The organism is Xanthobacter aminoxidans (assembly GCF_023571765.1).
Taxonomy (GTDB): domain Bacteria; phylum Pseudomonadota; class Alphaproteobacteria; order Rhizobiales; family Xanthobacteraceae; genus Xanthobacter; species Xanthobacter aminoxidans.
In genome coordinates, this window is record NZ_JAMJXC010000005.1 from 271,357 (window position 1) to 292,818 (window position 21,462).

The 21,462-nt window shown below is 67.8% G+C and carries 21 protein-coding genes and 1 tRNA gene; 5 read left to right on the forward strand and 17 right to left on the reverse strand.

What is annotated here, in order from left to right; all coding sequences use genetic code 11:
• Positions 1 to 18 precede the first annotated feature (18 nt).
• The 3 genes from EJ105_RS11010 to EJ105_RS11020 all read right to left on the reverse strand — a co-directional run bounded on the left by EJ105_RS11010 (position 19) and on the right by EJ105_RS11020 (position 3,311).
• On the reverse strand, positions 19 to 1,005 hold the full coding sequence (locus tag EJ105_RS11010) for a branched-chain amino acid ABC transporter permease (protein WP_250166358.1): 987 nt from the start codon (positions 1,003 to 1,005) through the stop codon (positions 19 to 21).
• A complete protein-coding gene (locus EJ105_RS11015; protein ID WP_250166359.1) occupies positions 1,002 to 1,862 on the reverse strand; it encodes a branched-chain amino acid ABC transporter permease in 861 nt (286 codons plus the stop codon). Before EJ105_RS11015 ends, EJ105_RS11010 begins: the two co-directional genes overlap by 4 nt.
• A 201-nt stretch (positions 1,863 to 2,063) precedes the next feature.
• The gene (locus tag EJ105_RS11020) at positions 2,064 to 3,311 is read right to left on the reverse strand and encodes an ABC transporter substrate-binding protein (protein ID WP_250166360.1); all 1,248 of its coding nucleotides are present in this window, start codon (positions 3,309 to 3,311) and stop codon (positions 2,064 to 2,066) included.
• A 147-nt stretch (positions 3,312 to 3,458) separates the two neighbouring features.
• Here EJ105_RS11020 and EJ105_RS11025 point away from each other — a divergent pair, with 147 nt between their 5' ends.
• Both EJ105_RS11025 and EJ105_RS11030 read left to right on the forward strand, forming a co-directional pair.
• The gene (locus EJ105_RS11025; RefSeq protein WP_245279239.1) at positions 3,459 to 4,142 is read left to right on the forward strand and encodes a GntR family transcriptional regulator; all 684 of its coding nucleotides are present in this window, start codon (positions 3,459 to 3,461) and stop codon (positions 4,140 to 4,142) included.
• 20 nt (positions 4,143 to 4,162) lie between these two features.
• Positions 4,163 to 5,683 (forward strand): aldehyde dehydrogenase, encoded by a 1,521-nt coding sequence (locus EJ105_RS11030; protein ID WP_029554834.1) that lies wholly within the window; start codon positions 4,163 to 4,165, stop codon positions 5,681 to 5,683.
• Positions 5,684 to 5,745: 62 nt separating this feature from the next.
• On the opposite strand, the gene EJ105_RS11035 is transcribed toward EJ105_RS11030, so the two are convergent.
• The 13 genes from EJ105_RS11035 to EJ105_RS11095 form a co-directional block, all read right to left on the reverse strand.
• Positions 5,746 to 6,537 (reverse strand): bestrophin-like domain, encoded by a 792-nt coding sequence (locus EJ105_RS11035; RefSeq protein WP_250166361.1) that lies wholly within the window; start codon positions 6,535 to 6,537, stop codon positions 5,746 to 5,748.
• A 144-nt stretch (positions 6,538 to 6,681) separates the two neighbouring features.
• Positions 6,682 to 7,629 carry a YncE family protein gene (locus tag EJ105_RS11040; protein ID WP_347881312.1) on the reverse strand — a complete coding sequence of 316 codons (948 nt, stop codon included), beginning with the start codon at positions 7,627 to 7,629 and terminating at the stop codon, positions 6,682 to 6,684.
• On the reverse strand, positions 7,626 to 8,174 hold the full coding sequence (locus EJ105_RS11045) for an SRPBCC family protein (protein ID WP_250166363.1): 549 nt from the start codon (positions 8,172 to 8,174) through the stop codon (positions 7,626 to 7,628). Before EJ105_RS11045 ends, EJ105_RS11040 begins: the two co-directional genes overlap by 4 nt.
• Entirely contained in the window at positions 8,171 to 9,145 is a 975-nt protein-coding gene (locus tag EJ105_RS11050) for a vWA domain-containing protein (RefSeq protein ID WP_250166364.1), read from the reverse strand. Before EJ105_RS11050 ends, EJ105_RS11045 begins: the two co-directional genes overlap by 4 nt.
• Positions 9,145 to 9,717 carry a tetratricopeptide repeat protein gene (locus tag EJ105_RS11055; protein ID WP_250166365.1) on the reverse strand — a complete coding sequence of 191 codons (573 nt, stop codon included), beginning with the start codon at positions 9,715 to 9,717 and terminating at the stop codon, positions 9,145 to 9,147. The genes EJ105_RS11050 and EJ105_RS11055 overlap by 1 nt, the downstream gene beginning before the upstream one ends.
• Positions 9,714 to 10,757, reverse strand: a complete 1,044-nt coding sequence (locus tag EJ105_RS11060; protein WP_250166366.1) for a vWA domain-containing protein — start codon at positions 10,755 to 10,757, stop codon at positions 9,714 to 9,716. Before EJ105_RS11060 ends, EJ105_RS11055 begins: the two co-directional genes overlap by 4 nt.
• Entirely contained in the window at positions 10,757 to 11,725 is a 969-nt protein-coding gene (locus tag EJ105_RS11065; RefSeq protein ID WP_250166367.1) for a nonribosomal peptide synthetase MxaA, read from the reverse strand. The genes EJ105_RS11060 and EJ105_RS11065 overlap by 1 nt, the downstream gene beginning before the upstream one ends.
• Positions 11,694 to 12,566 carry a DUF58 domain-containing protein gene (locus EJ105_RS11070; RefSeq protein ID WP_250166368.1) on the reverse strand — a complete coding sequence of 291 codons (873 nt, stop codon included), beginning with the start codon at positions 12,564 to 12,566 and terminating at the stop codon, positions 11,694 to 11,696. The genes EJ105_RS11065 and EJ105_RS11070 overlap by 32 nt, the downstream gene beginning before the upstream one ends.
• Positions 12,563 to 13,594, reverse strand: coding sequence for an AAA family ATPase (locus tag EJ105_RS11075; RefSeq protein WP_250166369.1), 1,032 nt, complete (start codon positions 13,592 to 13,594; stop codon positions 12,563 to 12,565). The genes EJ105_RS11070 and EJ105_RS11075 overlap by 4 nt, the downstream gene beginning before the upstream one ends.
• Positions 13,595 to 13,764: 170 nt before the next feature.
• On the reverse strand, positions 13,765 to 14,055 hold the full coding sequence (locus tag EJ105_RS11080; protein WP_029554824.1) for a methanol dehydrogenase [cytochrome c] subunit: 291 nt from the start codon (positions 14,053 to 14,055) through the stop codon (positions 13,765 to 13,767).
• Between the two features lie 34 nt (positions 14,056 to 14,089).
• On the reverse strand, positions 14,090 to 14,692 hold the full coding sequence (gene moxG / locus EJ105_RS11085) for a cytochrome c(L), periplasmic (protein WP_029554823.1): 603 nt from the start codon (positions 14,690 to 14,692) through the stop codon (positions 14,090 to 14,092).
• Between the two features lie 47 nt (positions 14,693 to 14,739).
• A complete protein-coding gene (gene moxJ / locus EJ105_RS11090) occupies positions 14,740 to 15,699 on the reverse strand; it encodes a methanol oxidation system protein MoxJ (RefSeq protein WP_250166370.1) in 960 nt (319 codons plus the stop codon).
• A 141-nt stretch (positions 15,700 to 15,840) separates the two neighbouring features.
• Complete coding sequence (locus EJ105_RS11095) at positions 15,841 to 17,727, reverse strand: methanol/ethanol family PQQ-dependent dehydrogenase (RefSeq protein ID WP_250166371.1); 1,887 nt, start codon at positions 17,725 to 17,727, stop codon at positions 15,841 to 15,843.
• 508 nt (positions 17,728 to 18,235) lie between these two features.
• Between EJ105_RS11095 and EJ105_RS11100 the strand changes: the two genes are divergently transcribed.
• Genes EJ105_RS11100 through EJ105_RS11110 form a run of 3 tightly spaced genes read left to right on the forward strand, consistent with a single transcriptional unit; the run spans position 18,236 to position 21,104 of the window.
• Positions 18,236 to 18,940: a hypothetical protein gene (locus EJ105_RS11100; protein WP_250166372.1), complete on the forward strand. Its 705-nt coding sequence runs from the start codon at positions 18,236 to 18,238 to the stop codon at positions 18,938 to 18,940.
• A complete protein-coding gene (locus tag EJ105_RS11105; protein ID WP_250166373.1) occupies positions 18,937 to 20,454 on the forward strand; it encodes a histidine kinase in 1,518 nt (505 codons plus the stop codon). Before EJ105_RS11100 ends, EJ105_RS11105 begins: the two co-directional genes overlap by 4 nt.
• Positions 20,451 to 21,104, forward strand: coding sequence for a response regulator (locus EJ105_RS11110; protein ID WP_024278271.1), 654 nt, complete (start codon positions 20,451 to 20,453; stop codon positions 21,102 to 21,104). Before EJ105_RS11105 ends, EJ105_RS11110 begins: the two co-directional genes overlap by 4 nt.
• A 178-nt stretch (positions 21,105 to 21,282) precedes the next feature.
• Here the strand turns inward: EJ105_RS11110 and EJ105_RS11115 are convergent.
• Positions 21,283 to 21,358, reverse strand: a tRNA-Ile gene (locus EJ105_RS11115).
• Positions 21,359 to 21,462: the final 104 nt, after the last annotated feature.

Below are 21,462 nucleotides of genomic sequence, written 5' to 3' on the forward strand. Positions count from 1 at the left end.
TCGATGTGGAGTGCGGGCTCAGCCATCGGCGCGCTCCCTCGGCACGAGTTTGGGGGCGGGGCCGGGCCTGAGCCGCTTCAGCGACGCGGTGAGGCGGTTGAAGCCCGGCACGATGCCGTCCGGCATCAGGAGGACGATGACGACGAAGGTGAAGCCGAGCAGCATCACCCAGCGGTCGATCCAGATGGAGGCGAGGTTCTTCAGGAGCACCACCAGCGCCGCGCCGATGAGCGGGCCGGCCAGCGTCCCGGCCCCGCCCGCCACCACCATCAGCAGCACCTCGGCGGAGGCCGTCACCGCCATCATGTGCGGGCTGACGAACTGGTGGTACCAGGCATAGAGCAGGCCGGCGGCGGCGCCCCAGGCGGCGGCGAGCATCCAGGCGACGAAGCGGATGCGCCACACGTCATAGCCCACCGCCCCCATGCGGCGCGGCTGGTCCCGCGTGCCGCGCAGCGCGACGCCGAGCGGGCTGTCGAAGAAGCGGCCGAGCTGGACGAGGGCCAGCGCCAGCACCGCGAGGCACAGCCACAGGAAGTATTCCGGCTTTTCCAGCGGCAGCCACGCGCCGCCGGGGCGCGGCACGCCGGAGAGGCCGTTGTCGCCGCCTGTCACCGAGGTCCAGCGATAGGCGGCGCCCCAGACGATCTGGCACAGGGCCATGGTGATCATCACGAAGCCGAGGCCGGTGGTGCGCAAGGCGACGAGGGCGAACAGCGCGGCCACCGCCAGCGTCCCGCCCAGCGCCACCAGCGCCGCGAAAACCGGATCGATCCCGCCCACGGTGGAGAGCCACGCCACCAGATAGGCGGCGAGGCCCGGAAACACCGCGAAGCCCAGCGAATTCAGCCCGGCATGGCCGACCAGCACGTTCAGGCCCAGCGCGCCGATGGCGGCGATGGTCACCTGGCTGGTCAGGTTCACGTAGAAGGGCGAGGTGGAGAACAGCGGCACCATGGCCATGGCGGCCAGCGCCACCGCGAAGGGGAGGGCGCGCGCGCTCATCCGAGCCTCCGGCCGAACAGGCCCTGCGGCGCCACGGAGAGCACCGCGATCATGGGCAGGAACAGGATCACATAGGCGAGGTCGGGCACGAGCACCTGTCCGAATGTGTAGATGAAGCCGATGACGTAGGCGCCGACGAACGCCCCGGCGAGGCTCCCGGCGCCGCCGAGGATCACGACGAGGAGCGCCAGCGGCAGCATGTCCTGGTCGAGGCTGGGATAGACCGAGAGGATGGGGCCGCCGATGACCCCGCCGAGGCCGGCCAGCGCCGTGCCGAGGCAGAAGACGGCGGTGAACAGGGTGGAGGCGGAGACGCCGATGGCGCGGGCCATGCCCACGTCGTCCACCGCCGCGCGGATCATGGCGCCGGCGCGGGTGCGCTCCACCAGCAGCCACAGCCCCAGCGCCACCGCCGCCGAGGCGCCGATGACAAACAGCCGGTAGCGCGGGAACACCGCATCGCCGATGCGCACCGCGCCGGAGAGTTCCGGCGGCGGCGGCAGGCGCATGGGGTCGCCACCCCACATCATCAGGCAGGCGTCGGCGATGATGAAGGCGAGGCCCAGCGTCAGCAGCACCTGCGGCAGGGTGCGCCCGGCAAGGCGGCGCAGCAGCGTGCGCTCGATGATGCCGCCCAGCAGCCCAACGGCCACCGCCGCCGAAGCCGCCGCCGCCCAGAAGCCGAAGCCGGCCTTCACCGCGGCAAGGCCGAGATAGGCGCCCAGCATGAACAGCGCGCCGTGGGCGAGGTTCGCCACCCGCATCAGCCCGAAGATAAGGCTGAAGCCCGACGCCAGCATGAACAGGAGCCCGCCGAGCGCGAGGGCGTTGAGGCTTTGGCTGACCCAGAAGGTCATGATTGGTCCTCGGATAAGGAAGAGGGGGCCCGGGACGATGCCTATCGAGCCGTCATCCCCCGGCTTGTCCGGGGGATCCACGATGCGACCGGGCCGGTTGCCGGGAGTCATGCAGCCGGCAAGCGGCGTGGTGGATGCCCCGGACAAGCCGGGGCATGACGGCTCTCAGCAGGGAGAAGTCCGGGGCTTAAATCCCCGAAATCACTTCCCCAGGTTCTTCGCCGGCGGGTAGTCGCGGCTGTAGACCGGCTCGGCGAGGAAGGCCTTGGGGTCGTAGGTCCAGAACTGCGTCACCTTCGGATAGGTCTTGATGACCACGTTCTGCAGCCGCCCGTCCTTCTCCTCGGTCTTGCGGATGGTGACGTTCATGATGGGGTTGCCGTATTCGTCGAGGGTGACCTCGCCGTACGGTCCCTTCTCCAGCTTGACGGAACGCAGCGCCTTCATGAGCGCCTGCTTGTCCTCCACCTTGCCGTCGATGGCCTTCACGGCCGCATCGAGGAAGGCGCACGCCTCGTAGGCGCCGGCGGTGTAGTAGCCGGGATCAGCGCCGTACTTGGCGCGAATGCCGGCGGCGAATTCCTTGTTGCCGGGCACGTCCTGGGTCGCCGTGTACCAGCCGGAGGAGATGACGCCCACGGCTTCCTTGCCCATGGACTTGAGGATGCCCTCGTCCACCGTGGTCATCTGCGCGATCACCTTCACCGGCGCGCCGTATTCGGCATACTGCTGGAGGAAGCGCAGGCCGTTGCCGCCGGCGAAGGCGGCGTAGACCGCGTCCACGTCGGTGCGGATCTGGCTGATGTAGCTGCCGTAGTCGGCGACGTTCAGCGGCGGCCACAGCTTCTGCACCACCTGACCGCCATTGTCCTCGAAGGCGCGCTGGAAGCCGGCGGTGGCCTCGTGGCCGAAGGCGAAGTCGTCGCCGATGGTGACGACGCGCTTCAGCTTGAGATCCTTGGCGGCATATTCGCCGAGCGCATGGTTGGCCTGGGCCGAGGTGCCCACGGCGCGCACGAACCACGGATTCTGCTTGCGCTGGGTGAGGTCTTCCGCCGCCGCCGAGGGCGAGATCACCGGCACGCCCACCTGCCGGATGTAGTCGTCGATGGCCAGCGCCTCGAAGGCGGCGAGCGGGCCGATGATGGCGTTGACGCGCTCGCGCTCCACCAGCTCCTGGGCGCGGGTCTTGGTGGTGGCGGGCTGGCCGGCGGTGTCCACCGTGATGAGTTCCACCTTGCGGCCGCCCATCATGCCGTTCCGCTCGGCAAGGCAATATTCCATGCCCTGCTCCATCTGCTTGCCGCCGGCCGCCAGCGCGCCGGAACGCACGGTCATGAAGCCGATCTTGATGGGCGGCTGCTGAGCCGCCGCGGGCAGGGCCGCGAGCGCGGACAGCGCCGTCGCGGCGAGCCACGAGGCTGTTGTGCGCTTCGTGAGTGTGGGCATTTTTTCTCTCCCTGAGATGCTCTTGACGGCTAAATTTTTTGTCGTGATATTTCAGACAGAACCGAAAACCCACGTCAAGCGACATTTTTCCGTTGTTCTGTCGTTATCTCTCCTCCAAACTTCCGCCAGTTCGTCAGGGCATGAAATATGTTGATCGATCAAAACATCGCCTCTGATAAGGCCATGGGCGGCTCCGGGCTGCTGCGGGACGCGGTCTATGCGCGGCTGAAGGACGAGATTCTCGGCTGCCGTCTCCAGCCCGGCGAGGAGCTGCGCGAGCAGGAGCTGGCCGGGCGTTTCGAGGTGAGCAAGCAGCCCGTGCGGGAGGCCCTGCTGCGGCTGGAGCAGGAGCGCCTCATCACCGTGCTGCCGCGCCAGGGCTACCGGGTGAACCCGGTGTCGCTGGCCGACGCGCGGGACATCTTCCGCTTTCGCGAGGTGATGGAGCCGGCCTGCGCGGCCGACGCCGCCCGCCACGCGACCGACGAGGTGCTGGCCGCCCTTGATTCCTTCCGCACCTTCGATGCGTCGAAGTCCGATTTCATCCGCTACAACCGCGCCTTCCATGTCGCGGTGGCCATGTGCTCCCCCCATCGGCGCATGCGGGAAGAGGTGGTGGATCTGGTCGCGCAGGCCGACCGGCTGGTGCTGGTCAGCATCGGCACCATGCAGGGGCGCGACCCCGACCGGCTGATCGCCGAACACGTCGCCATCATCGAGGCGCTCCAGTCCCGCGACGGCCGCAAGGCCGCCCGCCTGCTGCGGGACCATATCGCCGATGCCGAAAAACGGGTGGTCGCGGCTCTGTCGCGCCACGCCGTCGTCCTTTGAGAAAAAACCGGAGAAACGTCATGAACGCCAAAGCCGAAGCCGCCGTCGCGGCGCGGGGCAATTTCATCGATGGCCGCGAGGTGGAGAGCATCGGCGGCGGCACGGTGGAGGTGAAGAACCCCGCCACCGGCGCCGTCATCGCCATCATTCCCGACAGCACCCGCGAGGACGTGGATGCGGCGGTGAAGAGCGCCCGCGCCGCCTTCAACGGCGACGCCTGGGGCGGCATGGCCATCCGCGAGCGGGTGAAGCTCATCAACCGCATCGCCGACGCCTTCGAGACCGCGCTGCCCGAGCTGTACCAGCTCGAAACCCAGAACAACGGCCGGCCGGTGAACGAGACCCGCGCCCAGCTCGGCCGCCTGCCGGACTTCCTGCGCTATTTCGGCGGCCTCGCGCTCGCCCGCCGCGATGACGTGATCCCGGTGGAAGGCAATTATCTCAACTACACCCGCCGCACGCCCATCGGCGTGGTGGCCAATTGCACGCCCTTCAACCACCCGCTGATGATCCTGTGCAAGTCGCTGGCGGCGGTGCTGGCCTCCGGCTGCACCACGGTGGTGAAGCCCTCGGAATACACCCCGCTCACCACGCTGCGCCTGGCGAAGCTGATGAGCGACAACGGCCTGCCGCCCGGCGTGTTCAATGTGGTCAACGGCATCGGTGCCAGTTCCGGCCGCTTCCTCGCCGAGCATCACGACATCAACAAGCTGGTGCTCACCGGCGGCACCGAGGCCGGCCGCATCGCCGGCTCGGCGGCGGCGAAGGTCTTCGCCCACCAGACGCTGGAACTGGGCGGGAAGACGCCGGTGATGGTGTTCGACGATTACGATGTGGAGCAGGCGGTGAACTATGCCGCCTTCGGCGCCTTCGTGGGCGCCGGGCAGACCTGCGTCTGCGCCGCCCGGCACATCGTGCAGAAGACCATCTATGACGAGTTCGTGGAGCGCCTCGCCGCCAAGACCAAGGCCATCCGCATCGGCGATCCCCGCGATCCCGAGACCCAGCTCGGCCCCGTGGTCTCCCAGCGCCAGCTCGACCGCGTGCTCTCCTTCGTGCAGGCGGGCCATGACGATGGTGCGCGCCTCGTGGCCGGCGGCCAGCGGCGCATCGTGCCCGGCCACGAGAACGGCTTCTTCGTGGAGCCCACCGTGTTCGCCGACGTGGCGCCCCATATGCGCATCGCCCGCGAGGAGGTGTTCGGCCCGTTCACGGTGGTGATCCCCTTCGAGACGGAGGAGGAGGCCCTCGCCATCGCCAATGACAGCCCGTTCGGCCTCGCCGCCGCCATCCGCACCCGCGACGTGCACCGCGCCCATCGCGTGGCGGCGAAGGTGAAGGCCGGCATCGTCTGGATCAACGACCACCACCGCCTCGATCCCGCCTCGCCCTGGGGCGGCGTGGACGACAGCGGCATTGGCCGCGAGTTCGGCATCGAGAGCTTCAACGACCATTTCGACGTGAAGTCGGTGATGCTCTCCACCGAGGGCAAGCCGTTCGACTGGTACAAGGGCACGTCGCAGCAGCCGCGCCTGAACTGATCGGCTTCGTCCGGGGCATTCGACGGCCGGGTCGTGCTTTGCGCGATCCGGCCGTCGCCGTTTCAGCGCTGCGGCGCCACCGTGGGGCAGGGCTCCGCCTGCATGCGCGCCAGCAGGCGCTCCACCGGGGCGGGGGACACCTTGATCGGCCCGGTGAAGGGCTGGCCCATCTCCATCACCAGGAAGATGGCGGCGGAGATGCCGATCATGCCCAGCGCATGGCCCGTGAGCACCAGCGCGTTGCGCGGCGCGAACACGCCGGAATAGAGGAAGATCAGCGCGAACCAGCAGATGACCACGAAGATGAAGCCGGCCGGCGTGGTGGTGCGGGCGACGCCCGTCACCTTCCAGCGATACTCCACCAATTGCCGCGACAGAGCGAGCAGGGTGCCCCGCACGTCCTGCTGGTCGGCGGTCTCGCTCTTGAGGTTCCGCACCCCGGCATCGAACCGCAGCAGCGCGGTGAGGGCCGACACCTGCGCGGAGCTTGAGGCCTCATCCTCGCCCGTGGTCCAGGTCTCCGCCACGAGCTGGCGGGCATAGGCCTGAAGGTCGCCCCGGAGCGGGCAGGCCGGCGCGCCGAAGCTCAGCAGGTTGAGGTCGGTGATCTGGAGGACGGCGGCGTATTTCTGGACGTCGGAATAGGCGTCGCTGAAATTGTAGCGGGCCGAGTTCACCATTAGACCCAGCAGCAGGGACGACATGGTCGCGATGATGGCGACGCTGGTCCGCAGGTTCTTGACCGAGCCGTCCTCGTAGCGGGAGTTCGACAGCCGGCTGCCGATGGCCATCCCCGCCGCCATCGTCACGGCCATGGTGACGAATGCAACCCCGGCTGCAACCCATGCGTTCATGTGCGACTCGTCATCCGTTCCGGGCGGGGGGCGGCGCGAAAATCTGACTCTCGCGCTGACTGTCCGCTGACACCGGCCTGAACATACCGATTCCGGTGGTGAAACGCAGCCGAATGCAGCTGAATCCGGTCATGCCGGGAAGGGTCAGGGCACGAGCGCCATCACCCGCGGCCCGTCGCAGACCGGGATGCGCGTCGCGATGGAAAAATCGTCGATATTTAAAGCGGTTATACGGTTGGCGAACCATTCGGCAACATAGGCCCGCCCCGCCGCCGCATCCACCACCACCCCCTCCGGGGAACCGCCCAGCCGGATGCGGTGGATGATGGTTTCGGTCGCAATATCAATGACATCGAGCATGCCCGCCTGCTGGTCCGTCGCCAGCAGGAGCCCCTTGCCGGGCACGAATGCGACGCCATAGGGCATCTTCATGCCGGTGATGCGTTTGGTATTGTTTTTTTCCTTTGTTATCAATGCGATATCGCCGCTCCGTACATCCGCCACCGCCACCAATTCGGGATGGGAGGCATCCAGCGCATAAGGCGCCCGTCCGACCGGGATGACGGCGGTGCGGGTGAAGTCTAAGGCGTTGATAATGCTCACTTCATCGCTCTCACGATCGGCGCTGTAGAGCGTGCGCCCATCCGGATCGATGGCGAGATGCGCCGGCGACCGCCCTACCGCAAGGGTGCCGGTGACGGCGAGGCTGCGGGCATCAATGCGGAGAATTCTGTCGCCAGACCAGTCACTTACATACAACGCCCCGCCATCCGGCGCCGCCACGATGCCGAACGGCTGGCCGCCGATATGGGCGGTGCCCGCGACTGTCCATGTCTTCACATCGAGACGGGTGAGAAGGCCGATGTCCGGGTGGGTGATGTAAGCGGCTGTGCCGTCAGAAGAAATCGCGATCCCGGCCGGCACCTTGTCCACCTTCACCCGCATCGACACCGCACCGGTCGCGGTGTCGATCACATCCACCTCCGCGGCCCCCTGGCACAGGGCGAGGAGCGTGCCAGCGGTCGCGGGCGCGCTGCAGCCGAGGAGCAGGGCGGCGAGAAAGGAAAAGACAAGCGCCGCCAGTAACTTCACTTGCCTTCGGCCTTGGTCTTGAGCCCATTGACGCCGGCCTCGAAGAACGCCGTCATGGCCGCGACGGCAGCCTCGTCGTTGAGTTCGTCGGGTGGGAAGTTGGAGGTATCGCCGCGATAGAAGCGGCCGGCCATCACCACCTCGCTCTTGCCGCCACCGGCATCGTTCACGCTGAGGGTGATGGTGTAGAAGCTGACCGGCAGCGCCTCCACATTCTCGGTGTTGAGCCGCCACGAGAGGCTGCGCTGGGCTGCATCCACATCATCGAGCCCGTCGGTGATCTCGCCCTTTTCCAGCACCAGCACACGCTCCGCGCCGGCCACATTGCCGCCCTTGGCTTTCACCGCCTTGACCATGGGATGCCAGGCGCCAATGCCGGCGAAATCGCCGGCGATTTTCCACAGGGCGTCGGGCGTCGCGGCGATGGTAGCCTTGGCCTCGGCCTTCTGCGGCGTCGGGCCGTGGGCCTGTGCGGGCGCGGCAAGCGCGAGGAGGACGCCGAGGGCGGGCAGGACGGCGCGGCGGGAGAGGCGGGCAAAAATCATGAAGTGGAAATCCTTCGGTTGCGCAGGAAAGTCGGGCGCCGGTCCCACACTTGGGCGAGGTAGAGCCCGGTGAGCAGCAGCAAGGCGAGGGCGGCCGGCAGGGGCGCGGTGTCCATGATGCCGGCGACCGGATGGGGGCGGGCCGATGCCTCGACTTCGGCGGCGAGAGTCCCGGCATCGGCCAGAGGCGCGTAGGCAAGGCCCGTCGCCTCGGTGAGATCCTTGAGATGGTCGGTGCGGACGGCGCTGAGATGTTCCTGCCCGGTCGCCTCGTCGGCGCCCCACGGCGCGTTGCGCGGGTGCCAGCCTTCGCGCTGCTCCGAGCCGGAGGGCGGCAGGCCGTGTCGGTTCTCCTGCGGCACGTCGGTCATGGCGTAGAAGCCGATCTCCCGTCCGTCCCGGTCGAATTTGGGAATGGGGGCCGGCTCGATGCCGCCGACGCCGACGACCAAGCCGTGCACCTTGCTCGACTCGCCGGAAAAGGCAGGCGCGCCCGAGGCTGGCAGCGGCGGCGCCTCCTGCCCGTCGGTGAAGAAAATGAGGTCGGCGTCGAGTGGCCCGGCGAGGTCGATGGCGGAATAGAGGCCGGAATAGATGTAGCTGTCCCCCTCCCATGCCATCCGCCAGTTGAGCGCACCGATGGCACCATCGAGCGGCGCGAAGTCGGAGCAGACCTCGACCGGCTCGAACAGCAGATAGGTGCGCCGCTCGGTGAAGATACCGAGCCCCATGCGCGAGCCGCACGGCAGCCGGGCGGCGAGGCCGCTGAGAGCCCGCTTCACGGTGTCGAGCCGCGAGGCCGGGCGGCCCTCGAAGCTGTAGTCGCGCACATTCATGGAGCCGGTGATGTCCACCACCGCCAGCAGCCGGTAGGCGTCGGTTGGCCGTTGGAGCCTCGGCGCGACGATGGCAGACAGGGCCAGTAGGAATGCCGCGGCGAGGGTGAGGCTGCGGGCGTCCGGTCGCCCCATCACGGCAGTCCCTTGGGCAGGCCGGGAAGGTCGGTCCAGAGCCGCTTCGGCGTCTCCTGCGCCTCGTCCTGCTGGTCCTGCTCGATCTGCGGGAAATCGCGCACGAGGCGCATGGCGATATCGAGATTGTACTTGGCGTCCCAGAAGTCCGGCGCGCGCACCAGCGCCGCGCGATAGCCCGCCTTGGCGAGACGCACCTGCGGCACGGCGGGATCGATCTCTGTCTTCTCCAGGAACGAGATGGCGGTCGCGAGGCGGGCGTTGGCGAGATCGTAGAGTGCGGCCACCGCAAGCGGGCTGCGGTCCGCGGCGAGCCGATCCACAAGCGGCTGCGCCTCGTCCAGCCGGTCGCGGATCATGAGGAAATGCGCGCGGGCCATGAGCAGTCGATCCGGCGCATCGAGTTCGACCGGCAGATCGCGGCCTGCAGCGAGCGCCGCGATGGTGCGGTTGGCTTTGGCATGGAGGGCCATGCGGGTTCCCGTTATGGCCAGCATTGCCAGTGCCACTGTCAACACCGCGAGGGAGGCCAGTGCGGCAATGCGGCGGAGGCCGAGGATGCGCAGCTTCATGCTGCCCTCCGCGTATCGATGCCGGGCAGGTCGGTGGCGGTACGCCGCCGGGCGCCGAGGCCGCGTTCGGCCAGGCGAGCGGCGAGCAGCAATGAGCACGCGGCGGCGGCAAGCCCATAGCAGAGCCGCGTGAGGTCGCGGCGCGGGATGCGCTCCAGATAGGGGATGGGTTGGCTCTCCTGCCGGTCGATCTCGGCGATGGCGTCGGCAACGGCCTGCGGGCTGCCGGCCTCGAAGGCGCGATAGGGCACGCCGAGGCTGGCGAGGAAGAGATTGAGGTGGCGCTCCGGCATGGCCTGCGGCGTGTCCTCGCCGGGCACGCGCGGCTTGTCGAAGATGCCGGGCGAGCCAACGGTGCGCAGGAACAGCCAATAGAGCCGCACCGGGGAGCGCTTCAGGGAATCGCGCAGCGCTGCCTGTACCCGTGGATCGATGACGGCGGCGCCGTCCGACACCAGCAGAATGGCGCGCGAGCCGCCGGAAGCGGCTGATGCGTCGAAGCTGTCGAGAGCCAGGGCGAGGCCCCGCCCCACGTCGGTCAATGCGAGGCCCGGCCGGTCGATGGCGGCCACGGCTGCGGCGACGGCCTCGTGATGGTCGGTCAGCGGCAGCACCGGGATGGGTGACGTGGAGAAGGCGGCGATGCCGATGCGATCCCGCGGGCGGCGACCCAGAAACTCCGTGAGCAGTCGCTTGGCGGCGGCGGATTTCGATTCCTCCCCGGCGCCCGGCGCGCGATCGGCGAAGGTGTTGTCCATGCTGGCCGAGCGGTCGATGAGCAGCATCAGGTTGGCGCCGGAACCGATGCGCTCGACCTCCCGCGCCTTCAGGTTCAGCCCCGCGAGGCCGAGAACGAGGGCGCCGATGGCGAAGGTGCCGGCGAGGCGTATTCCGAGGGAAACAGCGATCGAAAGTCCGTCGCGCGGCACCAGCGCGACCGACGGCAGTGCGGCGCCGCGCAGGGGCAACGCCCCGAGCGGGAGCAAGGCAAGCACGAGCAGAAACAGGAGCGCGGGATGATCCACATCGAGGCCGAGCATCAGGCCGCCTCCTTTCGCGTTCCCTGCCCCGTGCCGCCCCGCCGCTCGACGGCGGCGAGCTTGCGGGCGAGATCGATCAGCGCTTCGGGCGGCAGCAAGGCCATGGCCGTCTCAGGCGCATCGCCGAAGAAGGCGATGCGGGAGGCCGTGAAGAAGCGGTCGATCGCCTCGGCCTCGCCTGCGAGCGCGGGTCGTAGCGCGAGGAAGCCTGGCACATCCTCGGCGAACAGCCGTTGTCCCGCGGCCTCGTCGAAGGCGCGGTGGAGGAGTTGGAGGGCGTCCTCATAGCCGAGCTGTGCATCGAGGTCGGGAAGCCGTCGCATGTGGCGCAAAGCGGTCGCAAATGGCCGGCTCCGGCCGGCGAACGGTCCCCATCCCGAGGCTGCCGCGAAGGCGAGGAGGCTTGCCGCGGCCACGGCCGCCGCAGCAGCGGCGAGTTGCGCATCCCCGGCGAGGGGATAGGGGCGGGGGCGGATATCCGGCTGCAGTGCCATGGGGTTGCCCCGCTGGCTGGCGACCAGTTCGCGCAAGGGTGAAGAGACGAAGGTCCAGGCCGGAATGGTCAGCGTCTGTCGCGCGTCGCCCTTACGCGCGGCGAGGGGCACGGCGGGAATGTCGAGCGCGCGCGGCTCCAGAGGGGAATAGAAAGTCTGGTAGGTGAGGGTGAGGCGATAGCGCGGGGCGCCATCTGGCGCGGTTTCCGGCTTTACGTCGAGGCGCTTCAGGTCGAGCCAGTAGGTGACGGGGCGGGGACGGGGCAGGGCGCTTTCGTCGAGCCGCCAGCCGGCATCGAGGGTTACGACCGCTTCCAGCGAAATGGTGTCGCCGATGAGATAGCCGAAGGCGCGCGGTGCGTAGAGGTCCACCCCCGCCGCGTGGGCGGGCGCACCTGCCAGAAGCGCGCCGAAGAGCGCCAGGGCCGCCGTGCGACAGTGCCTAGCGGCCGGCAAGGAACGCGACCAGCGCATCGGCATCGAACCGGTTCACGAGGTGGAAGGGCGCGTATCCGCGCGTGACAAAGTGGGCCTCCAGGGCGGCGATCCTTGCCCGCGCCGTCGCCTGCCACCTTGCCCTCAGCCCCGGACGCATGAACACCAGCCGCCGCCCGCCAGTCTCCGCATCGGCAACTTCCATCAGTCCCCAGGCCGGCACGTCGCCCTCGGTGCGGCTGTCGCGTAGCAGCACCGGCACCACATCGTGCCGCCACAGAGCATCGAGGGTCAGGTCGAGATCGGCCTCGGGCATGAGGAAATCGGAGACGAGAAAGACGAGGCAGCGGCGCCGCGGCAGGCGCTCCGCCGCGGTGGCGAGGCCCCTCGTGCTCGTCCCGGATGGCGTCGCGTCCGAGATGGCGGCCGCCACCTGCGCGCCGAGCCCCCGGCGTCGCGTGGCGGGAATGAAGGCATCCTCACGCAGGTCGCCACCAGCGCCGATGAGGGTGAATTCATCCCCCGTCGCGGCGGCCGAAGCTGCAAGCGTCGCGGCGAGGCGTGCGACCTCAGCGCCCGTGCCGTCGAAACCCATGGAGCCGGACAGATCGGTGAGCACCGCGACGGTCGTGGCGCGTCGTGGGGCGAAGGTGCGGACATGCACGCCCTCGAACGGGTCGCGCAGCGAGGCACGCAGGTCGATGCGGCGCGGGTCCGGCCGCGCCACCAGCGGCACGAGGGTGCGGAAGGTGCCGTCACCGCCATCGCCCTGGCCCGGATGCGCGCCGGGCCGCACCCCGCGCGGGCGCCACTTGAGGCGATAAGGCACGACGTTGCCGCCGTATTCCCCTTCGGGTTCTCCGGTGGTGACGGGGCTCATGGTGCTGGCACCGTGGCGAAGGCGGCGCGGCAGAGATCGGCGGAGATCTCCTCGCGCCGCATTTCATAAACCGGATCGAAGAAGATGCGATGCGCCATCACCTCCGGGAAGACGGCGCGCAGATCCTCCGGAACGATGATGGACCGCCCCTCCAGCCACGCACGCACCCGCGCGGCACGGATGAGGTAGGACATGCCGCGCGGACTGGCACCGCCCTGAACAAGGCGATCCATCCGCACACCGGGAAGGGCGATGCCGGCTTTGTCGGGCGTGCGGATCGCATCCCACAGCGCGATCGTATAGGCGACGATGGCGTCGCTGGCGGGGATGGTGTTCTGGATCTCGCGGGAGACCTGATCGAGGCTCCGGTAGTCGATGATCGCCTCGGGCACTTCCGCGATCAGGAGGTCGGTGTCGTGGAAGCGCGGGTCGAACACCAGCGCGCGGCGGGCGGCGAAATCTTCCGGCGCCTTCACCTGCACTTCCATGAAGAAGCGGTCGCGGGCGGCGGCGGGCAGCTCGAAGGTCTCCTCCCGCTCCACGCGGTTGCGGTCGGCGAACACCTGGAGGAAGGGGAAGACGTATTCGCGCCCGAAGGCGGAAACGGTGCGCTCGGCCATCAGCCTGAGCAGCATGGCGTGGACCTGCGGCCGCGCCCGGTTGATCTCGTTGAAGAAGAAGACGGAGAGCTCCGGCCCCCGGCGCAGGAGCGGGCCGGGATCGACCCGTGGACGTCCGTCCTCGCCGACGCGGGCGTCATAGACGAGGTCGGCCGGCATGAGGTCGATGGTGCCTTCAACCCGCTCATAGGAGCCGCCGATGGTGCGGGCGAGCGCGCGCAGCAGAGTGGTCTTGCCGACGCCGACGTCGCCCTCGAGCAGCACGTGGCCGCGGGCAAACACCGCGATGGTCAGGAGGCGGATGACCCGCTCCTGGCCGAGCACGATGCGCCCGACCGCCCGTTCGAAATCGAGCGCGCGGTCGCGCCACTGGGCGAGCGCGCCGTCCGGATCGGCGATGGCGTGCATCAGATGTCCCCTTGGCCTTGCGGCAAGAAAGGCGCAGCCGACGGGAGCGGGGGATGTTGGTCCCGCGCGGAGGTCCCGAGCGGCCGCGCCAGTTGCCCACCATCCATCGGAGGATTGCCCGGCTTCGCGGAAAGGCTCAGCCTTGCTGGTGGGGGTCGGGAAAGGCCAAGTCAGTTGGACGGAATCTTGCTCACGTCATAGACGAACTGGCCGGTCTTCTGAAAATACTCAACGCGCTTCTTGTTGCGCGCTTCCATCTGGGTGATGGATTCGCCCTGCTTCGCCAGCTCTGCCGGGTTGTGCTTGGGGTCGTATTTGCTGCCGGCCACCTTGTCGGGATAGCCAGGCTTCGGCTCCCAGCAGTTGCCGGGCGCCTTGCAATTGGTGCCGTCATAGGCAGCGGCACCGCCGGCGGCGAGGGCCGTGACCGCGAACGCGGCAGCGGCGGCGAGCATGGGCATGCGAACCTTATGCTTCATCTGTTGTCCTCCCTTCTCACTTGCTCCCGGCCGCGCTCGCGGCCGTCGCCTTGCACACCGGTGCCTTGTCGAGATCCGGCGTTTGATCTTCCTTTTCGTTGAAGCGCTTGAAGGCCGCGCGCTGGGCCGGGGTCAGCCACACCGCGTCGTTGGGATCGTCCTTGTAGAAGTGGCGCACCCAGGCCATCACCAGCAGCATCTCGTCGAGATTGAGCGCGCCGTACATGGGCCCCATCTGCCCCTGCGCGCCGCCGAAGATGGTCTCGAACAGGCCCTGATCGGTCATGTTCTTCGGGTAGGTCCAGTAGCTGTCGTTGAGGCCGGGGCCGATCTTGCCCTCGCCATAATGACCGTGGCAGCCGGAGCACATGGAGAGGAACAGATCCTTGCCCTTGGGCAGGCAGGTGGGATTCTCCACGTAGACGTTCACGCCGGTGGCGAGGAACTTCTTCACCGCTTCTGTATCGCGGCCCTCCGCGGGAGCGTCCGACAGGTCCAGTGGCTGGCCGGTCACCGTATTGGTGAAGTTGAGCGTGGCCTGCGCGGCCAGGGCGAAGCCGGACACGAACGCGACGGCGAGGAGGGCCTTGACGCCCCGCGACAGAAAACGGCTGTGCATTGGACCTTCCAGAAAAGTTCCGATGGAAATGACGGCTTTGGGCCGGATCAGGAATTGGGCTTGAGCAGGGGTATGCCCTCGTCGGCCAGGATCTCGTCGATCTGCGGCCGCGCCTTCACCAGCGCCGCGTCGATCTCGGCGAGAAGCGCGGTGTCGCCAAGGCGAACGGCGACCGACTGGTCGTAGTGGAGGGGCATCTCGGTGCCGTCGAACTTGGTGACGGAGTTGCCGGCAAGGCTCATGCGCAGCGGCACCTGGGACGATTTCACATAGCGGGCCACTTCCGGCGCGAAGGCGAAGGCGATGTCCGCCTCGCCATTGGCGACCTCGGAGACGACGCGCTCGCCGGGCACCTGCACATACTGGTTTCGCGGCGAGCGGAAGTTCACCAGGCTGTAGAGGTACGCGGCATTGTCCTCATACTTGCCGAGGCGCTTCAGCACGGTCTCGCCCGGCGAGTAGAAGCGGACGACGAAGCGGTTGAGCGCCTTGACCTGCGGGTCGTTCCAGTCGGTGGCGGTGATGTTGCGGTCGGCCTTCGTCACCAGCACGTAGGACGTGCGGTAATAGGGCTTGGAGCTGAGCACCCGCGCGTCGCCGGTGTCGACGCCCATCACCACGTCGCAGAGCTTGGCGTCGAGCTGGTCGCGCACCTGGTAGATGGCGGGCTTGGAGGTCCAGACGAAGACGGCCTTGCGTCCCATGGCCTGCGCCACCACCCCGGCGATGCGGTTCTCGAAGCCCTTGCCGTCCTTCTGCGAGAACGGGGCTTCCACCTCGGAGGCGCAGACGCGCAGGATCGAGGGATCGGGCGGAGTCGCGGCCTGCGCCGGCGCGGCCGAGCCCCCGGCGGCTGTCTGCGGCGACATCTTGCCGGATTCCGCCGTCTGGGCGATCGCTGGCACGGCGAAGAGGGCCAGTGTCCCGGCGACAAGGGCTCCGGCGACGAAATGGCTGGTGGCGGACGTCGCGGCGTGGCGCGCGGGGGTGCTCGCAGAACAGGTCATCGGTTCGGCCTCCGTCTGGCTCGCGTCCGGTCGCGCCGTCGTTCGGCAGGCGATCAGGGTGGCGATGGATGCGCTTGTGGCGAAAGAAGAAACCGGCCGCCGCCGAGGTGACGGCGGCCGGCAAGGGGCGGTTGTCGGAGGTCAGCCGCCGGAAGCGTATTCACCCACCTTCGGGTCGTCGTAGGGGCCCTTGCCGTCGAGCGAGAACACCATCACGCCGCCACCCATCTGGGTGTAATTCTGCAACTGCTTGAACGCGCCCACGGAGCCGAGGCCGGCGGTGGGATCGTTGAGGTCGAACACCAGGCCCACGCCCGGCCAGCCGCCGACGCCGTAATAGATGGCGACGTACTGCACGCCCTTGTGGGTGTAGGTCATGGGATGGCCGATGACGCCGGACGGCAGCTTGAACTTCCACAGAAGCTCGCCGGTGTCGCTGTCGCGGGCCTTGATGAAGCCGTCCAGCGTTCCGTAGAACATCACGCCGCCGGCGGTGGCGAGCGTGCCGCCCCAGGCCGCGAAGCGCTCCATCACTTCCCACTTGTACTTGTTGTTGATGGCGTCGTAGGCCTTCACTTGGCCGAGGCCTTCATAGGTCTGCTTGTTGCCCTTCGGGCCGGGATACATCCACAGCGTGGCGCCGACGAAGAACTGACCCGCGCGGTAGGGGAGCATGAAGGGCTCCCAGTCCATGCAGATGTGGTTGATGCCCATGAAGAAAGACTGCCGCTCCGGGTCGTAGCTGTCGTGACCCTGGTTGTGGTAGCCCATCGCCGAGGGGCAGATGTCGCGGCCCTTGTGGTCCATGCGCGTCGCGTATTCCGGATCGCGCTGGGGCAGGCCGGTCTTCAGGTCCACCTGCTTCACCCAGTTCACCGTGTCGTCGATCTTGTCGGCAGACACGAGCGAGCCGTCGGTGCGGTCGAGGGTGTAGACGATGCCGTTGCGGTCCGGATGCGTCAGGAGCTTGCGCATCTTGCCGGCCTTGTCCTTCTGCTCGGAGAGCATCATGACGTTGACGCCGGCATAGTCCCACTCGTCGTGGGGGGTCTTCTGGTAGCCGAAGTGCGCTTCACCGGTGTCGATGTCGCGGCCCCAGATGGTCATGGTCCACTTGTTGTCGCCGGGACGCATGGTCTCGTTCCACGGCGCGGGGTTGCCGGAGCCGTAGTAGATCATGTTGGTGCCGGGATCGAAGGCGTACCAGCCCCAGTTGGTGCCGCCGCCGATCTTCCAGGCGTCGCCCTCCCAGGTGCCGGTGCCGAGGCCCTTCTGGCCGTACTGGGGATTGGCCTTGTTGAAGTCGTCGGCGAGCTTCACCTGCTCGTCCGGGCCGGTGGCATAGGCCCGCCACTTCTGCGCGCCGGTCTTCACGTCATAGGCGGTGACGTAGCCGCGCACGCCGAGCTCGGCGCCCGAGGAGCCCACCAGCACCGTGTCCTTCACCACATAGGGGGCGATCGTGAGGGTGGAGCCGACCTTGATGTCGGAATTCTCCAGCTTCCAGAACTCCGCGCCGGTCTCGGCATTGAGCGCCACGATGTGGCCGTCGAGCTGGGTCTTGAGGATGAGCGCCGGGGTCTTGCCGTCACCGGGCCAGTAGGCGAGGCCGCGGTTCACCACGTCGCAGCAGGCGACCGCGCGAGCGGTGGGGTTCTGCTTCGGCTTGTGCTGCCACAGGATGTGGCCGGGATCATCCAGGCCCACCGCGAACGTCGTGTTCGGGTAAGGCGAGTGGATGAACATCATATTGTTGACGACGAGCGGGGTGCCCTCGTGGCCGGACAGCACGCCGGTCGAGAAAGACCAGGCCGGGCGAAGCTGTTTCACGTTCGCCTTGTTGATCTGCTTCTGCGGGCTGTAGTTGTTGGCGTCGTAGTTCTTGCCGGTCATCGGCCAGTTGTCGTCGCTCTTGGCGAGTTCGACGAGCTTGTCGTTGGCGAGCGCCTGCGAACTAACGGCCGCGGAACCCGCCGCCAGGGCGAGGGTCACGGCACAGAGGGAGACGGAAGAAAACAATCTCGTCATTTGGCGTTTTCCTTGGGTGGTTCCTCACTCGGTTGGACTTGTCCCTCCCGCACCCGTGCATGCCCCACGCGGCCGGATGGCAGCGGGAGCGACACGGGAGCCGAAGCTTCCCCTCCGCTTGCGCACATGGCTCGCACCTCCGCCCCATGGCCGGGACGCAGGAGATCGCACCTCGCGGGCAGCAGAGCTGGTGATGGCCAGGGTGGCGGTCGTCCTCCGATTGCGACCTGAGACCCGTTCTTCTTTTTCTTATTGAATTCTTATGGTTCGTTATCTTGTGTGGCACCAGTTGAAGCGGTATTCGCACCTTTGTCTGCCGATCATTCGGCAATTCATTGTGGGAACACTTGGCAAAGACGGTTGCCGGACTTCCATAAGTGTCTGATAAGTATGTTGTTTGCCGACCGCTGCCGCAGCGTTCCAAGCCCCGTCCGGGTTCGTTTATTTGTGCTGTTGGCGGAGGTGTTGTGCTTTATATCATTCGTGTTTTCGCCAAGATGGAATCTGAATGCCTCTTGTTCTGAGAAAATATTCAGAGATCGTCGCGGCCTACGCAGATGGCCGGGCGATAAAGATGTCAGCGGAGACGGCAGATTACGTGGGAGAGACTGCTTTGCCGATGCGCCTTGGCCGTGCTTCCCATCGGCTGTCCATCGCCCGGCTCTTCGCAGTGTGCCTTCTGGCAACGGCGGGCACGCTCGTGCTGGCGTCGTGTGGCGAGGAGGAGGAGCGTCGGCCCGTTGCCTCCAGCGCGGCTTCGGCGCCGGAGGCGGCGCCACCGCCCGGGGCCGGCAGTGCCGCCAAAGGAGCCGGCCCGCGAGGCGGTGCGGCGCGCGAGTGGCTGGATGTCGGCGATAATACCCCGCCCGAGGTCTTTCTCGCCACGCGGTCCGCGCCGGCCGGAGCGCCCGTGTCGGCCGAGGCTGTGGCGGAGATCTCGGCGCTCTTGAGCGAGGCCGACGCCGTGTTCGACGAGAACCGCCGCATGCTCGCCAACCGCACGCTCCAGCTTGAGCGGATGCTCGGTGAAATTTCCGTAGTCGAAGGCCCGCAGGCGCTGCTCGGGGGCTTCATCACGGTCGGTCGCGCGGTACGCCGGATCGGCTATAGTGATTTGTGCCAGCACTATTTCAATCTGCGGGCCGCCGGGGCGAGCCGCGAGGACGCCCTCGCCGCGCTTGCCGCGCCGGCGGCCGAACGGAGGAACCCATGAGCGTCCACCCCGCCACGCGCGCCTCGTTGCCGCGGGGCATCACGGGCGCGAAAGACGAGGCGGGACAGGCGGGCGCAGCGGAGGCGTCCATGCGCCGCGTGTCGCTGCGCACCCGCGTGCTCGGCGCCGTTCTCGCCATCAATCTGGTCGCCGCTGTGGTTGCGGGCGCCGTGGTGGTGGTGAATGCGCGCGTCGCGGCCGGGCGCGAGATGGTGGCCTCCATCGAGATGGCGGAAAATATGGTCCGCGAGGTGGCCGAGCGTGTGGCCACGGAGCAGGGAACGACCCTCGCCGCGGCCTTTCCGCCCCACCTGCGCCACCTGCGCCATGTGCGCATCTCCCTCGAAGGGCCGGACGGGCGCCCGGCCGTGTTGCCCGCCGACGGCGCGCCGGCAAACAGCGAGGCGGCGCCCTCCTGGTTCGCCCGGCTCATCGGCGTGTCACAGGTCACACGACGGATCGACGTGGTGGCCGACGGGCGTCTCATCGGCCGGGTGCGGATCGAGGGCGTTCCCGATGACGAGGTGGCAGAGGTCTGGGACGACGTATTCGATTTCGCCAGCGTCGCCCTCGCGGTGAACTTCGCCATTCTTTCGGCCCTGTTCGTCGCCCTGGGACAGGTGCGACGAGATCTCTCGCGCTTTCGCGGCGCTCTGGACGAGCTGGAGCACAACGAGTTCGCCTGCCGCGTCGAACCGCCCCGCACTCGCGAGCTCGCCGAGGTGGCGGAGCGCTTCAACGCCTTCGCCGAAACCCTCGGCGCGGCGCGGGAGGAGAATGCCCACCTCTATGGCCGTCTCGTGAGCCTGCAGGAGGACGAGCGGCGCCAGATCGCCGGTGATCTGCATGACGAGCTGGGGCCACTCATGTTCGGCCTGAAGGCCAGCGCCGATTCGCTCGCCCGCCTCGCGGCCACCGCTCCTGCGGAGAATGCCGAGCGCATGGTGGCGCGGGCGAAGAGCCTGATTGAGATCGTCGAGCGGATGCAGGTCGCCAACCGCCGCCTGCTCACCCGCATCCGCCCCGCTGCGCTCGACCATGTGCCCCTGAAGGACGTGCTTTCCAGCCTCGTCGCAGATTTCCGCCAGCACGATCCCGAGCGGCGATTCGCGCTGGAGACCGGTGTGCTCGCCGATCATTACGAGCCGTCGTTCGACGCCACCGTCTATCGCTGCGCGCAGGAGGGCGTGACCAACGCGCTCAAGCACGGCAATGCCCGTTCCGTGCGCATCATCGTGGGCGAGGAAGGCCGACGTGGTGCAGGGGGCATGCTGCGCCTTGTCGTCGCGGATGACGGGCAGGGGCCGCCGGCCATTCCGTCGATGGGCCACGGCCTCTCGGGCATGAAGGAACGGGTGCGCGCGCTGGGCGGCATCTGTCGACTGGAGCGGGGTAGCGAAGGAGGGGCGCGCCTTTTTGTGGAGCTTCCCATCCCGTTGGGGCATTCTGCCTCCGCGTCTTCGGCCTCCGCCGAGGGCAGGCGCGTGCGTTCAGGGCCAGGGCATTCGGTATGACCAGCGTTCTCCTCATCGACGACCACCCCATCGTGCTGCAGGGCTGCCGGCACTTGCTGGAGGACGCGGGCATCAGCGACCTGATGGAGGCGCAGACGGCGCTGGCCGGCTATCGCCTGTTCCGTCGCAAGCGGCCGGACGTGGTGATCGTGGATCTCGCGCTCAACGGCAGCGGCCTCGCCGGCCTCGCTCTGGTGCGGCGGCTCAGGGCGCAGGCGGCGCGCATGCCCATCCTGGTCTTCTCCATGCACGCCGACCCGGTGATCGCCAGCCGCGCGCTGGAGGCCGGCGCGACCGGCTATCTCCTGAAGGACACCTCGCCCGACGACCTCCTCGAAGCTTTCGAAAAGGTGCGGCGGGGCCAGCCCTACATCAGCCATGACCTGGCGCTGGAAGTGGCCCTGCTCGGCACACGCGGGCGCAGCGGCGTGATGGCCGATCTCACTCCGCGCGAGCTGCAGGCGCTGGCGCTGCTTGCCGAGGGCAAGGCCTATGGCCAGATCGCCGACGAACTGGGCGTCAGCTACAAAACGGTGGCCAACACGTGCTCCCAGCTCAAGGCCAAGCTCGGTGCGACGAATCTGGCCGAGCTGATTCACCGCGCCATCCAGTACGTGGCCGGCGCCCCGACCGGACGGGCGAAGAACTAGGCTCGCCTTCCCGGTGAGTCTGAGCTTCTCAGGTTCGGACGCCGTCTGCGGACATTGTGGTAGCCGCTCTCAGCCAACAGAGTGAACGCGACACCCGAAAGCCATTTACAGATGGCTTGCCTAGCCGCCGAACGCGTGAGCGCTCCAAATCGCACTTCGTCCACAAGCCATTGAGATTTGGTGGGCCCGGCAGGACTCGAACCTGCAACCTAACCGTTATGAGCGGTCAGCTCTAACCATTGAGCTACAGGCCCCCAAAGTGCGGCATGTTCCTGCTGCTCTACCAATCCTGCCTCTCGGGAACAACAGATTCCCGTCCAGCCGCGAGACGCATGCCCTAAGGGTGGGGACGGGGGCG

Excerpts from the sequence above, each read along its gene's own strand:
- EJ105_RS11075 (WP_250166369.1), bottom strand. The coding sequence starts at position 13,594 with ATGCACGCCATCGCCGATCCGGACGGCGCGCTCGCCCAGTGGCGCGAC.
- EJ105_RS11105 (WP_250166373.1), top strand. The coding sequence starts at position 18,937 with ATGAGCGTCCACCCCGCCACGCGCGCCTCGTTGCCGCGGGGCATCACG.
- EJ105_RS11110 (WP_024278271.1), top strand. The coding sequence starts at position 20,451 with ATGACCAGCGTTCTCCTCATCGACGACCACCCCATCGTGCTGCAGGGC.
- EJ105_RS11055 (WP_250166365.1), bottom strand. The coding sequence starts at position 9,717 with ATGAAGCTGCGCATCCTCGGCCTCCGCCGCATTGCCGCACTGGCCTCC.
- EJ105_RS11095 (WP_250166371.1), bottom strand. The coding sequence starts at position 17,727 with ATGACGAGATTGTTTTCTTCCGTCTCCCTCTGTGCCGTGACCCTCGCC.
- EJ105_RS11020 (WP_250166360.1), bottom strand. The coding sequence starts at position 3,311 with ATGCCCACACTCACGAAGCGCACAACAGCCTCGTGGCTCGCCGCGACG.
- EJ105_RS11045 (WP_250166363.1), bottom strand. The coding sequence starts at position 8,174 with ATGATTTTTGCCCGCCTCTCCCGCCGCGCCGTCCTGCCCGCCCTCGGC.
- EJ105_RS11080 (WP_029554824.1), bottom strand. The coding sequence starts at position 14,055 with ATGCCCATGCTCGCCGCCGCTGCCGCGTTCGCGGTCACGGCCCTCGCC.
- EJ105_RS11070 (WP_250166368.1), bottom strand. The coding sequence starts at position 12,566 with ATGAGCCCCGTCACCACCGGAGAACCCGAAGGGGAATACGGCGGCAAC.
- EJ105_RS11010 (WP_250166358.1), bottom strand. The coding sequence starts at position 1,005 with ATGAGCGCGCGCGCCCTCCCCTTCGCGGTGGCGCTGGCCGCCATGGCC.
- EJ105_RS11050 (WP_250166364.1), bottom strand. The coding sequence starts at position 9,145 with ATGGGGCGACCGGACGCCCGCAGCCTCACCCTCGCCGCGGCATTCCTA.
- moxJ (WP_250166370.1), bottom strand. The coding sequence starts at position 15,699 with ATGACCTGTTCTGCGAGCACCCCCGCGCGCCACGCCGCGACGTCCGCC.
- EJ105_RS11100 (WP_250166372.1), top strand. The coding sequence starts at position 18,236 with ATGCCTCTTGTTCTGAGAAAATATTCAGAGATCGTCGCGGCCTACGCA.
- EJ105_RS11035 (WP_250166361.1), bottom strand. The coding sequence starts at position 6,537 with ATGAACGCATGGGTTGCAGCCGGGGTTGCATTCGTCACCATGGCCGTG.
- moxG (WP_029554823.1), bottom strand. The coding sequence starts at position 14,692 with ATGCACAGCCGTTTTCTGTCGCGGGGCGTCAAGGCCCTCCTCGCCGTC.
- EJ105_RS11015 (WP_250166359.1), bottom strand. The coding sequence starts at position 1,862 with ATGACCTTCTGGGTCAGCCAAAGCCTCAACGCCCTCGCGCTCGGCGGG.
- EJ105_RS11030 (WP_029554834.1), top strand. The coding sequence starts at position 4,163 with ATGAACGCCAAAGCCGAAGCCGCCGTCGCGGCGCGGGGCAATTTCATC.
- EJ105_RS11065 (WP_250166367.1), bottom strand. The coding sequence starts at position 11,725 with ATGCGCTGGTCGCGTTCCTTGCCGGCCGCTAGGCACTGTCGCACGGCG.
- EJ105_RS11025 (WP_245279239.1), top strand. The coding sequence starts at position 3,459 with ATGTTGATCGATCAAAACATCGCCTCTGATAAGGCCATGGGCGGCTCC.
- EJ105_RS11060 (WP_250166366.1), bottom strand. The coding sequence starts at position 10,757 with ATGCTCGGCCTCGATGTGGATCATCCCGCGCTCCTGTTTCTGCTCGTG.